We start from the raw sequence: 13,304 nt of genomic DNA on the forward strand, positions 1-13,304 counted from the left end.
GCGCAGCCGGCTCAGTCGCCCGGATCCTGGGGTGGCAGGCCGGCTCCAGATGCTTCTCGGACGTCGCCAGAACCAGTGCCAGCGGCTCGGCCAGCTCGTCGAGCGTGATCCGGCCGGCATCGGCGAAATGAAGTCCCGAAACCGGTTGCCAGGTCGGCCACCAGCCGGGAAGCCAGGATGTCGCCGCGGGCGGCATGGGCGGAGAGCTGCATCGTCACGCGCGCCGTCAGCCCCGTTGGCGGCCCGCGCGATTCAATCTCACCGACATGCACGCCCTGCGCGCTGGCCACGCCGATCCCCTGTGCTGCATCACGCAGCGCTGCCGCGCAGCGTATGGCGCGCGCCGATCCGTCGAAGCGCGATATCATCAGCTCGCCATGCGTCCCTGCAGTGCGGCCGCCATGGCGCCCGACCAGCAGCCGCCAAGTCTCCTGGAACCGCTGGCTCCGCTCACTCCACATGCGGTCACCGAGCCGTGCCGTATCGTGAATGCGCGTCACCAAAAGCGCAGCGAGCACACGCTCCGCCTCGGCCACGGCGTACTTGCCGGTCAGGAATTCCTCGGTCAGGTCCGCCACGCGGTCCACGTCGCCGGTCCAGATCGGGTGGTCGCGCCCTGGCACCTCGACCAGCCGCGCATTCGCGATCTTCCTGGCCAGGAAGCGGCTGGCGTCGGGATCGACCCGCGCATCGTTGCGGCGATGGATCAGCAGCGTCGGAGCGCTGATCGCCGCCAGCACGCCGCGCACGTCGATCCCCGCATTCATGCGCGCCAGCGCCACTGCCGCCGTCGGGCTCGCCGACAGCCGCTCGAAGCGCCCCCACCAGGTTGCAAAATGGGGATCGTCGACCCGGCCAGGCGCGAAATGCGGCAAGGTGGCTCGGGTGCCCCATGCCGTCTCCGCCATCTCGATGAAGGCGTCGAGGCGTTCGGGCGGCATCACCCATTTGTGGAAATGTGCATAGCCGCCATAGAGCACCAGCGCCCGCGTCCGCTCCGGATAGGTGGCGGCGAACAGCATTGCCATCGGCGCGCCTTCCGAGGCACCGAGCAATGCCGCACGCCCGCTGCCGGCGGCGTCCATCACCGCACGCACGTCGTCCATGCGGGTTTCAAGGCTAGGTAGGTGATTGGTATCGATGCGGTCCGATAGACCGGTGCCGCGCTTGTCGAACAGGATCAGCCGCGAGAAGGCTGAAAGCCGCTTCAGCAGCCGGCTGTAGCCCTCGTCTTCCCAGTGCAGGTCGAGATTGGAAATGAAGCCCGGCACGAAAACGAGATCGAACGATCCCTGGCCGACCACCTGATAGGCGATCCGCACGTCGCCACTTCGGGCGTATCGAGTTTGGATCGGCCTCACGAGATTTGTCCGCCCGGCCCGACGATTTCTGATCGCCCAACATAGCAGAGGCGTATCGCTTGCGGCAGATCAAACTTTAGTGGACGGAAATAGAAGCCGGCGAGCCGTCAGAGGCACGTCCGTTAGCCTACTTCTGCGAAGCGGCGATCCCGGCATTCAACTCACCGGCCCCGGGGCCTTTGCCGCCTGGAACGACGCCCCCGGCATCGGCGCCTAAGTCCGCTGGTTCCGGTGCAGCCGGCCGCTTGATCCTTGCCGAGGCGGCCACGACAAGCTCGTTGAAGCCTTCGCCGCCGCTGTCCAGCATTTCGAACAATTGCCGCCGCATCCTCGGTTCCCAGAACTTATTGATGTGCTCGGCGACGCCGGCAATGCCTTCCTCACGCGGCTTGGAGTGAAAAAAGGCGGCGATCTGGTTGGCCATGCGGACCAGCTTTTCGCTGGTGCTCATGATGTGGCCTTCGTTATGCGACATGCTTGGCAACTCCGCAAGCAACCCGTTCGGGGTGGGTGAAAATATCGAAATCATCGCCGCGCACGAGAGCTACCAGCGTCATGCCGGCATCCCCGGCGGTGCGGATGGCAAGTGCCGTCGGCGCTGAGACGGCGATGATGAACGCAGCACCGATCGCCGCCGTCTTCTGCACCATCTCGACCGAGACGCGCGACGTCACCACGACGGCACCCGAGTTGCCATCGATGCCGGCTTTGGCGAGTGCCCCGGCCAGTTTGTCGAGCGCATTGTGGCGGCCGACATCCTCGCGCGCCATGACGATGCCCTTGCCTGGGATATAAAAACCGGCGGCATGGACCGCACCGGTCTCGGCATGCAGCGGCTGCGCTTTCGACAAAAGCTTGACCGAACAGACGATGTCGTCGGTGTTAAGCGTAAGTTTTGACGAACCGACCACTTCGACCGAGCGCATCGCCTCCTCGATCGACTCGATGCCGCACAGCCCGCAGCCGACCGGGCCGGCCAGCCGTCGGCGCCGCGCCTCGAAGCGCGTATTGGCCTGGTCCTTCAGCCTGATCTGGATGTCGATGCCGGCGCCGTGATCCTCAACCTCGATCGCCCCGATTTCTTGCCGGTCGGCGATGATGCCCTCGGTCAGCGAGAAGCCGAGCGCGAAATCCTCGAAATCGGCTGGACTTGCCATCATCACCGCATGGGTGGTGCCGGCAAAGGATAACGCCACCGGCGTCTCTTCCGGCACCATCCGGTTGGCAGCCGCAGTGCCGCCGGCGCGGTGCGCCAGCCGCGAGATCTGCGTCGTTGCTTTGCGGCGCGCGCTCAAAGATTACTCCGCTGCTTCCAGCGTCGCGATGCGACGGCTGTTGCGGGCCTGCTCGTCATAGTCGAGCTGCCATTCCGAAGGCCCGTTGGAAGCGCCGACCTGCACCGCCGTCACCTTATATTCCGGGCAGTTGGTCGCCCAGTCGGAGAAGTCGGTGGTGATGACGTTGGCCTGCGTGTCGGGGTGGTGGAACGTCGTGTAGACCACGCCAGGCGACACTTTGTCGGTGATCAGCGCGCGCAGCGTCGTCTCGCCGGAGCGGCTGGTCAGGCGGACCCAGTCGCCGTCGCGCAGGCCGCGGTTTTCGGCGTCATGCGGGTGGATCTCGAGCCGGTCCTCGCTGTGCCACATGACATTGTCGGTACGCCTGGTCTGCGCGCCGACATTGTACTGCGACAGGATGCGGCCGGTGGTCAGCAGCAGCGGGAAGCGCGGTCCCGTCCTCTCGTCGGTCGCGACATATTCGGTGCGGATGAACTTGCCCTTGCCACGCACGAAGCCGCCGATATGCATGATCGGTGTGCCTTCCGGCGCCTGCTCGTTGCACGGCCACTGCACCGAGCCCATCTTGTCCAGATAGTCAAAGGAAACCTTGGCGAAGCTCGGCGTCGTCTTGGCAATCTCATCCATGATCTCGGACGGATGCTGATAATTCCAGGCAATCCCCATCGCCTGCGCGAGCTTCTGCGTCACTTCCCAGTCGGCCAGCCCGTTCTTCGGCGCCATCACCTTGCGCACGCGATTGATGCGGCGCTCGGCATTGGTGAAAGTGCCGTCCTTCTCGAGGAAAGTCGAGCCCGGCAGGAAGACATGCGCGTAGTTGGCGGTCTCGTTGAGGAAGAGGTCGTGGACGACAACACATTCCATCGCGGCGAGGCCCGCGGCGACATGCTTGGTGTCGGGGTCGGACTGCAGGATGTCCTCGCCTTGCACATAGAGGCCCTTGAACGAGCCGTCGACGGCGGCGTCCAGCATGTTGGGGATGCGCAGGCCGGGCTCGTCGTCAAGCTTGACGCCCCAAAGGCTCTCATAGATATCGCGCACCGCATCGCCGGAGACGTGACGATAGCCGGGCAGCTCGTGCGGGAACGAGCCCATGTCGCAGGAGCCCTGGACATTGTTCTGGCCGCGCAGCGGATTCACGCCGACGCCAGGCCGGCCGATATTGCCGGTCGCCATCGCGAGGTTGGCGATGGCGATGACGGTGGTCGAGCCCTGGCTGTGCTCGGTCACGCCGAGGCCGTAATAGATCGCGCCGTTGCCGCCGGTGGCAAACAGCCGTGCGGCGCCGCGGATCTCTTCGGGATCGACATTGGCAAGCTGGCCGACCACTTCCGGGCTGTTTTCCGGCAGCGCCACGAACGATGCCCAGTCCTGGAACTCGTCCCAGTCGCAGCGCTCGCGGATGAAGGCTTCGTCGAACAGACCTTCGGTGACGATGACATGGGCAAGCGCGGTGACCACGGCGACATTGGTGCCGGGCTTCAGCGGCAGATGATGCTGTGCCTCGATATGGGCCGAGCGCACGATGTCGGTGCGGCGCGGGTCGAGCACGATCAGCTTGGCGCCCTTGCGCAACCGCTTCTTCATGCGCGACGCAAACACCGGATGTGCGTCGGTCGGATTGGCGCCGATGATCATCACCACGTCGGTCTGCTCGATCGAATCGAAATCCTGGGTGCCGGCCGAGGTGCCGAATGTCTGGCCAAGGCCATAGCCGGTCGGCGAATGGCAGACGCGGGCGCAGGTATCGACATTGTTGTTGCGGAAACCCTGGCGGATCAGCTTCTGCACCAGATAGGTTTCCTCGTTCGTGCAGCGCGACGAGGTGATGCCGCCGATCGAGGTGCGGCCATACTGGTACTGGATGCGGCGGAACTCGCTGGCGGTGTGGGTCAGCGCTTCTTCCCACGACACTTCGCGCCATGGATCGGTGACCTTTTCGCGGATCATCGGATTGAGGATGCGCTCCTTGTGGGTTGAATAGCCGTAGGCAAAGCGTCCCTTGACGCAGCTATGGCCACGGTTGGCCTTGCCGTCCTTGTAGGGCACCATGCGCACCAGTTCGTCGCCGCGCATTTCGGCCTTGAACGAGCAGCCGACGCCGCAATAGGCGCAGGTGGTGACGACCGAATGCTCCGGCTGACCGATCTTGATTACCGATTTCTCGGAAAGCGTCGCCGTCGGGCAGGCCTGCACGCAGGCGCCGCATGACACGCACTCGCTGTCGATGAAAAGCTGGTGCATGCCGGGCGACACGCGGCTTTCGAAGCCGCGGCCCTCGATGGTCAGCGCGAAGGTGCCTTGCACCTCCTCGCAGGCGCGCACGCAGCGCGAGCAGACGATGCATTTCGATGGATCATAGGTGAAGTACGGGTTGGACTCGTCCTTCGCCATCCATTTGAAGTTTTCTGCGCCGTCGTTCTTCTTGAAGACGTGGTTGTCGCCCTCGTAACCGTAGCGTACGTCGCGCAGGCCGACGACGCCGGCCTGCGTCTGCAATTCGCAGTCGCCATTGGCAGCACAAGTCAGGCAGTCGAGCGGATGGTCGGAAATGTAGAGCTCCATCACGCCGCGGCGGATGTCCTTCAGCCGACCGGTCTGGGTGTGCACGACCATGCCCGGCGCCACCGGCGTCGTGCACGAGGAGGGCGTGCCGTTGCGGCCGTCGATCTCGACCAGGCAGAGCCGGCAGGAGCCGAAAGCGTCGACCATGTCGGTGGCGCAGAGTTTTGGAATGGCAATGCCCGCCTCCATCGAGGCGCGCATGATCGAGGTGCCTTCCGGCACGGTGACGGTGAAGCCGTCGACGGTCAGCGTCACCTGCTTCTCGGATGTCGAGGCCGGTGTTCCGTAGTCGATTTCCTGAATGAGACCCATGGCGAGACTCCTATTCTGCTGCTTCGGCGACTGGCGCCGGCTTGAAATCATCGCGGAAGTGGTTGATTGCGCTCATCACCGGATAAGGCGTGAAGCCACCCAGCGCGCAGAGCGAACCGAACTTCATCGTGTTGCAGAGGTCTGTCACCAGCTCGATCTGCTTTTCCGGCTCGATACCCCTGGCGATCTTGTCGATCGTCTCGACGCCGCGCGTCGAGCCGATCCGGCAGGGCGTGCACTTGCCGCAGCTTTCGATGGCGCAGAACTCCATGGCGAAACGCGCCTGCTTCAGCATGTCGGCGCTATCGTCGAACACGGTGATGCCGGCATGGCCGATCAGCCCGTCCTTGGCGGCAAAGGCTTCGTAATCGAACGGCGTATCGAACAGGCTGCGTGGAAAATAGGCGCCGAGCGGCCCGCCGACCTGCACCGCCTTGACCGGCCGTCCAGTCGCCGTGCCACCGCCGATGTCGTCGACTATCTCGCCAAGCGTCATGCCGAACGCCGCCTCGAACAGGCCGCCATATCTGACGTTGCCGGCGATCTGGATCGGAATGGTGCCGCGCGAGCGGCCCATGCCGAAATCCTTGTAGAAGGCAGCACCCTTGTCCATGATCACGGGCACCGAGGCCAGCGAGATGACGTTGTTGATCACCGTCGGCTTGCCGAACAGGCCCTGGATCGCCGGCAGTGGCGGCTTGGCGCGAACCACGCCGCGCTTGCCTTCGAGGCTGTTGAGCAGCGAGGTTTCCTCGCCGCAGACATAGGCGCCGGCGCCAACGCGGATTTCCATGTCGAAGGCGTTGGGCGAGCCCAGCACGTTGAGGCCGAGCAGGCCGGCCTTGCGGGCGGCCTCGACCGCCTTTTGCATCATCGCCACCGCATGCGGATATTCCGAGCGGATATAGACAAAGCCCTTGGTTGCGCCGGTGGCGACACCGGCGATCGCCATGCCTTCGATCAGCACGAAGGGGTCGCCCTCCATGATCATGCGGTCGGCGAAGGTGGCGCTGTCGCCCTCGTCGGCATTGCAGACGATGTACTTTTTGTCGGCGGTCGTATCGAGCACCGTCTTCCACTTGATGCCGGTCGGGAAGCCGGCGCCACCGCGACCGCGCAGGCCTGATTCCGTCACCTGTTTGACGATTTCGGCCGGCGCTATAGCCACGGCGTTCTGCAGCCCCTTCAGCCCGCCATGCGCCTTGTAGTGATCGAGCGACAGCGGATTAATGACGCCGCAGCGCGCAAAGGTAAGTCGCGTCTGCCTGGCCAGGAACGGGATCTTGTCGGGCGCGCCCAGCCAGCGCTTGTGATGACCGCCGGTGAGGAAGCCGCTGTCGAACAGGCTTTTGACCTCGGACGGCTGCACCGGCCCATAGGCGACGCGGCCCTTTTCTGTCGCCACCTCGACCATCGGCTCGAGAAAGTAGGCGCCGCGCGAGCCGTTGCGCACGATCTTGGCCTCGATGCCGCGATCGGCCAATTCCTTTTCAATCGCGATGGCGACCTTTTCCGCACCGAGCGCCAGCGCGCCGGAATCGCCGGGAACGTAGATGCGCGCGATCATGAGCGCACCTCGGCAACGATCTCGTCGAGCTTTTCGTCATCGAGCCGGCCGATCACCTCGCCGTCCAGCATCGCCGATGGCGCGCAGGCGCAAAGGCCGAGGCAATAGACCGGCTCCAGCGTCACTGAACCGTCGCGGGCCGTCTCATGGAAGCCGATGCCCAGCAATTGCTTGAGCTTGGCGGCAACCGCGTCCGAGCCCATCGACTGACAGGCTTCGGCCTGGCAGAGCTTCAGCACATGCCGGCCGGCCGGGTGGCTGCGGTAATCGTGGTAGAAGGTGACGACGCCGTGCACCTCCGCCTTGGAGATGTTCAGCGCCTCGGCGATGACAGGCAGCGCGTCCTGCGGCACATGGCCGAACTCTTCCTGGATGCCGTGGAGGATCGGCAGCAGCGGGCCTTCGAGGCCCTTCAGCTCCTGGACGATCGCCGCCGTGCGCGACGCGATCTCGGTACTTGCAGGCTGCATGATCACGCAGCGCCCTCCCTGGTCGTAGTAATCCGCTAAGTGCTTAGTAAATCGGAGGAAACCCGCTGAATCAATAAAGCTGATCCGTTGCTCGATAGAAATCTTCTATCGCTGCCGTCCAGCCTGCAATCTCTAGCTCAGTGGCGGGCGCGGAAATCGTCTGCCAGCGCCATCGCCTCGTCCAGCAGCGCCGAGACCAGCGGCGTGTGCGGCTCGCGCAGCGTCGCCACTAGCCCGACGGTGTGGCTGGCGTCAGGCTCGACGATCGGAATGGCTCGGATCGGTTCGGAAAAGCCGAATGTTTCCGAGAGGTTGAGCGGCATGATCGACGACCATTTGCCGGTACGGATATGCGAGAACAACACGATCATCGAATTGGATTCGAGTGTCGGCCGCACCTGCGTGCCGGCTTCGGCCAAATGCTGGTCGATGATGCGACGGTTCTGCATGTCGGGCGTCAACAGGCAGAGCGGCAGCTGGCTGAGCTCCGCCCATGTCACTTTGTCGCGGTCGGAATAGGGGTTTCCGATCGCGGTGATCAGCTGATAGCGCTCGTCATAGAGCGGCACGCTGGTCACCCGCCCCAGCGGCTCGTTGTCGAGATAGGTGATGCCGGCGTCGATATCGAAATTGCCGAGCAGCGACAGCACCTCGATCGAGGTGCGCGACAGCACCGAGAAGGTGACGCCGGGATGTTTTGCCCGAAAGGGTGTCGTCAGCCGCGCCACCATGGCCAGCGCCGTCGGGATGGCGGCGATGCGGATGCGCCCCGAAAGGCCGTGACGCGCCGCCCGCATCTCCTCGCGCATGGTGCGCGTGTCGCCGACGATGCGGCGCGCCCACACCAGCACCTGTTCGCCCTCCGGCGTCAGCCCCTGGAAGCGCGAGCCGCGCAGCACCAGCATCACGCCGAGCTGGCCCTCCAGCTGCTTGATCCCGGCCGAAAGCGTCGGCTGGGTGACGCCGCACACCTCCGCCGCCCGGCCGAAATGCTCTTCCCTGGCCAGCGCGATGAAGAATTCCAGCTTGTCGATCATGGGTAGACGCTACAAGGCCAGGTGAGGCTGCGCCAGACGCACGCTGTTGTTGCCTGGCGAAATCGTCGTACGACCGAAGTTGCCGTCGCCCCAGTCTGCCTGTCGACAAGGTTCTACCTGTCGACAAGGTCCCTACCTGTCCACAAGGTTCAGGATGTTGCCGTCGGGATCCTTGAACCAGGCGACCTTCATGCCGTGACCGACGTGGATGTCGCCCTCGATCGTCGTGTGAGGCATGTCGTAATGTTCGAAAACAACACCTTTCGACCTTAGCGCGCTGACAATCTTTTCGATCTCGTCGCCGACCATCCAGGTCACCGCCGTCGCCTTGTTGGTTCCGGCGAAGTTCGAGCGATACACATTGATGCTGGTGTCGCCGCATTTGTAGACGATCAGTTCGCCACCCTCGTTGTGAACCTCCGTCAGCCCCAGAACGTCTTCATAGAAGGCCTTGGCCCTGGCCAGGTCCTTCACTGCGAGATTGGCCGTTGCGTTGCTGTTTGCGAGCATGATTGGTCTCCTTTCCTTGCTGGCGAGCACGTCCGAAGCCTGCAAAGATAGGGCTGCTTCGTCTTCCGGCGACCGCAGCTTGTGCTATCGGCGTGCCCTCTTGCCAAGGACGTTTCGACCCCCGCAAATCCTACGGGCAGACGCGAGTTTTGATGCCATGCCACGATGCGTGTGGCGCCGCCGCTTGGTTCTGTTCGGGAAGTGCATTATCTGAAGCGCAAAAGCAGAGGAAAAGCTGATGCCCGCCGTCCAGGAAAACGTCACCAAGGAAATCGTCATCGAGCGCCTGAAGACGGTCAACGGACCGGACTTCACCGGCAACATCGTCGACCTCGGCATGGTCTCCGAGATTTTCATTGCCGATGCCAAGGTGTTCTTTTCGATCACGGTGCCGGCTGCCCGGGCCCAGGAGATGGAGCCGCTGCGTGCCGCCGCCGAGCGTGTCGTCAAGGCGATCCCGGGTGTCGCCGGCGCCGTGGTCGCGCTGACGGCGGAAAAGAAGGGTGGCGGCATGGAAGCTCCGGTTCCGCAAAGGCCTGCCCCCAGGCCCGTACCGCCGGCCGCACCCGCTGCCGCGCCACGTCCGGCCCCTCACGCTCCAGCCTCGCATGCTCCAACCTCGCACAGTCAGGGCAAGCGCGGCGTGCCCGGCATCGAGGCGATCATCGCTGTCGCTTCCGGCAAGGGCGGCGTCGGCAAGTCGACCACTGCCGTCAATATCGCGCTTGGCCTCGCCGCCAACGGCCTGAGGGTCGGCGTGCTCGACGCCGACATCTACGGCCCGTCCATGCCGCGGCTGCTCAACATCCATGGCCGGCCGCAGACCGTCGACGGCAAGGTCCTGAAGCCGATGGAGAACTACGGCCTGAAGGTCATGTCGATGGGCTTCCTCGTCGATGAGGAGACGCCGATGATCTGGCGCGGACCGATGGTGATGTCGGCATTGACGCAAATGCTGCGCGAGGTTGAGTGGGGTCCGCTCGACGTGCTCGTCGTCGACATGCCTCCCGGCACCGGCGACGCGCAGCTGACCATGGCCCAGCAGGTGCCGCTGGCCGGCGCCGTCATCGTCTCGACGCCGCAGGATCTGGCCCTGATCGATGCGCGAAAAGGCCTCAACATGTTCAGGAAGGTCGACGTGCCGGTGTTGGGCATCGTCGAGAATATGAGCTATTTCCTCGCTCCCGACACCGGCAAGCGCTACGACATCTTCGGTCATGGCGGCGCGCGCCGCGAGGCCAAGCGTCTCGAAGTCAGCTTCCTCGGCGAAGTGCCGCTCGAAATGGGCATCCGCGAAAGCTCGGACGCCGGCACGCCGGTGGTGGTCTCGAAGCCCGATAGCGCCGAGGCGAAGATCTACCGCGACATCGCGGCGAACGTCTGGGGCAGGGTCAACGAAGAACGTGGCGCGGCCGAAGCCGCCGTGCCGAACATCGTGTTCGAGTAACCCCTCCCCCTTGAGGGGAGGGTGCCGCGCGAAGCGCGGCGGGAGGGGTCGCCTCAGCTGCCTCGACCTCTTGCGAAAGAAATGCCGGAGCGAGTCGCCACCGACCCCACCCGGCCCTACGGGCCACCCTCCCCTCAAGGGGGAGGGGCTGCGCCGACCTTCTCGCCAAAACTCGAAAAAAACTGTCCGGCCAGTTTCTTCGATGTCGATTCGATCAGCCGGCTGCCGAGCTGGGCGATCTTGCCGCCGACATCGGCCTTGGCCGCGTATCTGAGGATCGTCGCCTCCGGGCCGTCGGCCGTCAGCGTCACATCGGCGCCGCCTTTGGCGAAGCCGGCGATGCCGCCCTTGCCCTCGCCCTGGATGGTGTAGGAATGCGGCGGGTTGAGGTTCGTCAGCGTCACCTCGCCGTTGAACGTCGCCTTGATCGGGCCGATCTTGACCACCACGGTCGCCGCCATCTCGGTGTCCGACTTCTTTTCGAGGTTTTGGCAGCCCGGAATGGTCTGTCTCAGAACGTCCGGGTCGTTCAGCGCTTCCCACACCTTCTGCAGGGGTGCGGCGATGCGTTCCTCGCCTTCGATCACCAAAGCCATCAAAATCTCCCGGATACGAATTGACAAGCCCCGATGCGGTCTAGCGTGGGGGTAGACGCATGTCTATCGCACCAAAGTCCGGAATCGGATGGCGCGTGCCTCTTGCCTGCTCTCGCGCGTTGTCATATCGATTTGTCATACAAATACGGAGACCATGATGGCCGGCGCCCCCACACAAAAAAAGAAATTTCGCTCGCAGGAGTGGTTCGACAATCCCGACAATCCGGGGATGACGGCGCTTTACCTCGAGCGCTACTTGAATTACGGGCTGACGCGCGCCGAACTGATGTCGGGCAAGCCGCTGATCGGCATCGCCCAGACCGGCTCGGATCTGTCGCCCTGCAACCGCCATCATATCGAGTTGGCCAAGCGCGTGCGCGAGGGCATCGTGTCGATGGGCGGCATCCCTTTCGAGTTCCCGTGCCACCCGATCCAGGAGACGGGCAAACGCCCGACCGCGGCACTCGACCGCAACCTTGCCTATCTCGGCCTGGTCGAGGTGCTCTACGGCTATCCGCTCGACGGCGTCGTGCTCACCATCGGCTGCGACAAGACGACGCCGGCCCTGCTGATGGCAGCGGCCACCGTCAACATCCCGGCTATCGCGCTGTCGGTCGGCCCGATGCTCAATGGCTGGCACAAGGGCAAGCGCACCGGCTCCGGCACCATCGTCTGGGAATCGCGCCAGCGCCTGTCGGCCGGCGAGATCGGCTATGACGAGTTCATGGACATCGTCGCCTCCTCGGCGCCGTCCACCGGCTATTGCAATACCATGGGCACCGCAACCACCATGAACTCGCTGGCCGAGGCGCTCGGCATGCAGCTGCCGGGCTCGGCCGCCATTCCGGCACCCTACCGCGAGCGCGGCCAGATCGCCTATGAGACGGGAAAACGCATCGTCGACATGGTGCATGAGGATCTGAGGCCCTCCGACATCATGACTCGTCAGGCCTTCGAGAACGCCATCGTCGTCAACTCGGCCATCGGCGGCTCGACCAACGCGCCGATCCACCTCAACGCCATCGCCCGTCATCTCGGCGTGCCGCTCGACAATGACAACTGGCAGACGGTCGGCCTGAAAGTGCCGCTCATCGTCAACCTGCAGCCGTCTGGCGAATATCTCGGCGAGGATTATCACCATGCCGGCGGTGTGCCGGCGGTGGTCGCCGAACTGATGAAGGCCGGGCTGCTGCCCCATCCCGACGCCATGACGGTCAACGGCAAGACGATCGGCGCCAATTGCAGTGGGGTCGTCAACGAGAATCTCGATGTTATCCGCACCGTCGCCGAGCCGCTGAAGGCCAATGCCGGTTTCATCAATCTCAGGGGTAATCTGTTCGATTCGGCGATCATGAAGACCAGCGGCATCTCGCCCGAATTCCGCGAACGCTATCTGTCGAACCCGGACGACCCCGAGGCCTTCGAAGGCAATGCCATGGTCTTCGACGGGCCCGAAGACTACCACGCCCGCATCGACGATCCGGCGCAAGGCATCGACGAGCACACCATCCTGTTCATGCGCGGCGCCGGCCCGATCGGTTATCCCGGCGGCGCCGAAGTCGTCAACATGCAGCCGCCGGCCCATCTCATCAAGAAGGGCATCCATGCGCTGGCCTGCATCGGCGACGGCCGCCAGTCGGGCACGTCGGGCTCGCCGTCGATCCTCAACGCCTCGCCCGAAGCCGCCATAGGCGGCGGGCTGGCGCTGTTGAAGACCGGCGACCGCGTCCGCATCGACCTGCGCAAGGGCACCGCCGACATTCTCGTCACCGACGACGAGATCACGCGCCGACGCGCCGAGCTGCAGAACAGTGGCGGCTATCACTACCCCAAGCATCAGACGCCATGGCAGGAGATCCAGCGCGGCATGGTCGACCAGTTTTCCGAAGGAATGGTGCTGAAGCCGGCGGTGAAATACCAGGATGTGGCGCACACCAGCGGCGTGCCGCGGGACAATCACTGAACGCTGGATCTTACCTTCTCCCCTTGTGGGAGAAGGTGGCCGAGCGAAGCTCGGTCGGATGAGGAGTGTTCTAGCTTGGCGCCAATCGCACGCCGTCCAACACCCCTCAACCGTCTTGGCGCTGCGCGCCAATCCACCTTCTCCCACAACAAGGGGAGAAGGAAAGAGCCTCGTCCGA

Annotated in this window: 11 protein-coding genes; 2 read left to right on the forward strand and 9 right to left on the reverse strand. The window is 64.2% G+C overall.

Features of this window, described 5'->3' with window-relative positions; all coding sequences use genetic code 11:
• Positions 1 to 11: 11 nt before the first annotated feature.
• From NMG70_RS09965 to NMG70_RS10000, 8 genes are all read right to left on the reverse strand, one after another.
• A complete protein-coding gene (locus NMG70_RS09965) occupies positions 12 to 1,322 on the reverse strand; it encodes an alpha/beta fold hydrolase (RefSeq protein WP_254024324.1) in 1,311 nt (436 codons plus the stop codon).
• Positions 1,323 to 1,488: 166 nt separating this feature from the next.
• On the reverse strand, positions 1,489 to 1,836 hold the full coding sequence (locus NMG70_RS09970; RefSeq protein WP_254024325.1) for a formate dehydrogenase subunit delta: 348 nt from the start codon (positions 1,834 to 1,836) through the stop codon (positions 1,489 to 1,491).
• Complete coding sequence (gene fdhD / locus NMG70_RS09975) at positions 1,826 to 2,656, reverse strand: formate dehydrogenase accessory sulfurtransferase FdhD (protein WP_254024326.1); 831 nt, start codon at positions 2,654 to 2,656, stop codon at positions 1,826 to 1,828. The genes NMG70_RS09970 and fdhD overlap by 11 nt, the downstream gene beginning before the upstream one ends.
• 3 nt (positions 2,657 to 2,659) lie before the next feature.
• Complete coding sequence (gene fdhF, locus NMG70_RS09980) at positions 2,660 to 5,536, reverse strand: formate dehydrogenase subunit alpha (RefSeq protein WP_254024327.1); 2,877 nt, start codon at positions 5,534 to 5,536, stop codon at positions 2,660 to 2,662.
• 10 nt (positions 5,537 to 5,546) lie between these two features.
• Positions 5,547 to 7,103, reverse strand: coding sequence for a formate dehydrogenase beta subunit (locus tag NMG70_RS09985; protein ID WP_254024328.1), 1,557 nt, complete (start codon positions 7,101 to 7,103; stop codon positions 5,547 to 5,549).
• The gene (locus NMG70_RS09990) at positions 7,100 to 7,579 is read right to left on the reverse strand and encodes a formate dehydrogenase subunit gamma (protein ID WP_254024329.1); all 480 of its coding nucleotides are present in this window, start codon (positions 7,577 to 7,579) and stop codon (positions 7,100 to 7,102) included. Before NMG70_RS09990 ends, NMG70_RS09985 begins: the two co-directional genes overlap by 4 nt.
• A 131-nt stretch (positions 7,580 to 7,710) precedes the next feature.
• On the reverse strand, positions 7,711 to 8,610 hold the full coding sequence (locus tag NMG70_RS09995) for a LysR family transcriptional regulator (protein ID WP_254019179.1): 900 nt from the start codon (positions 8,608 to 8,610) through the stop codon (positions 7,711 to 7,713).
• A gap of 132 nt (positions 8,611 to 8,742) precedes the next feature.
• A complete protein-coding gene (locus NMG70_RS10000) occupies positions 8,743 to 9,120 on the reverse strand; it encodes a VOC family protein (protein WP_254024330.1) in 378 nt (125 codons plus the stop codon).
• Positions 9,121 to 9,358: 238 nt separating this feature from the next.
• On the opposite strand from NMG70_RS10000, the gene NMG70_RS10005 reads away from it, so the two are divergent.
• The gene (locus NMG70_RS10005) at positions 9,359 to 10,567 is read left to right on the forward strand and encodes an Mrp/NBP35 family ATP-binding protein (RefSeq protein WP_254024331.1); all 1,209 of its coding nucleotides are present in this window, start codon (positions 9,359 to 9,361) and stop codon (positions 10,565 to 10,567) included.
• A 134-nt stretch (positions 10,568 to 10,701) separates the two neighbouring features.
• Here NMG70_RS10005 and NMG70_RS10010 read toward each other — a convergent pair whose 3' ends face one another.
• Positions 10,702 to 11,163 (reverse strand): SRPBCC family protein, encoded by a 462-nt coding sequence (locus NMG70_RS10010; RefSeq protein WP_254024332.1) that lies wholly within the window; start codon positions 11,161 to 11,163, stop codon positions 10,702 to 10,704.
• Between the two features lie 157 nt (positions 11,164 to 11,320).
• Here NMG70_RS10010 and NMG70_RS10015 point away from each other — a divergent pair, with 157 nt between their 5' ends.
• Positions 11,321 to 13,126, forward strand: a complete 1,806-nt coding sequence (locus NMG70_RS10015) for an IlvD/Edd family dehydratase (RefSeq protein WP_254024333.1) — start codon at positions 11,321 to 11,323, stop codon at positions 13,124 to 13,126.
• The last annotated feature ends 178 nt before the right edge of the window (positions 13,127 to 13,304 follow it).

The sequence above is a fragment of the Mesorhizobium ventifaucium genome, from assembly GCF_935822925.1.
GTDB classification, from domain to species: Bacteria; Pseudomonadota; Alphaproteobacteria; order Rhizobiales; family Rhizobiaceae; genus Mesorhizobium; species Mesorhizobium ventifaucium.

Coding starts and splice junctions, on each gene's coding strand:
- NMG70_RS10005 (WP_254024331.1), top strand. CDS start 9,359: ATGCCCGCCGTCCAGGAAAACGTCACCAAGGAAATCGTCATCGAGCGC.
- NMG70_RS09995 (WP_254019179.1), bottom strand. CDS start 8,610: ATGATCGACAAGCTGGAATTCTTCATCGCGCTGGCCAGGGAAGAGCAT.
- NMG70_RS10000 (WP_254024330.1), bottom strand. CDS start 9,120: ATGCTCGCAAACAGCAACGCAACGGCCAATCTCGCAGTGAAGGACCTG.
- NMG70_RS10015 (WP_254024333.1), top strand. CDS start 11,321: ATGGCCGGCGCCCCCACACAAAAAAAGAAATTTCGCTCGCAGGAGTGG.
- NMG70_RS10010 (WP_254024332.1), bottom strand. CDS start 11,163: ATGGCTTTGGTGATCGAAGGCGAGGAACGCATCGCCGCACCCCTGCAG.
- fdhF (WP_254024327.1), bottom strand. CDS start 5,536: ATGGGTCTCATTCAGGAAATCGACTACGGAACACCGGCCTCGACATCC.
- NMG70_RS09970 (WP_254024325.1), bottom strand. CDS start 1,836: ATGTCGCATAACGAAGGCCACATCATGAGCACCAGCGAAAAGCTGGTC.
- NMG70_RS09985 (WP_254024328.1), bottom strand. CDS start 7,103: ATGATCGCGCGCATCTACGTTCCCGGCGATTCCGGCGCGCTGGCGCTC.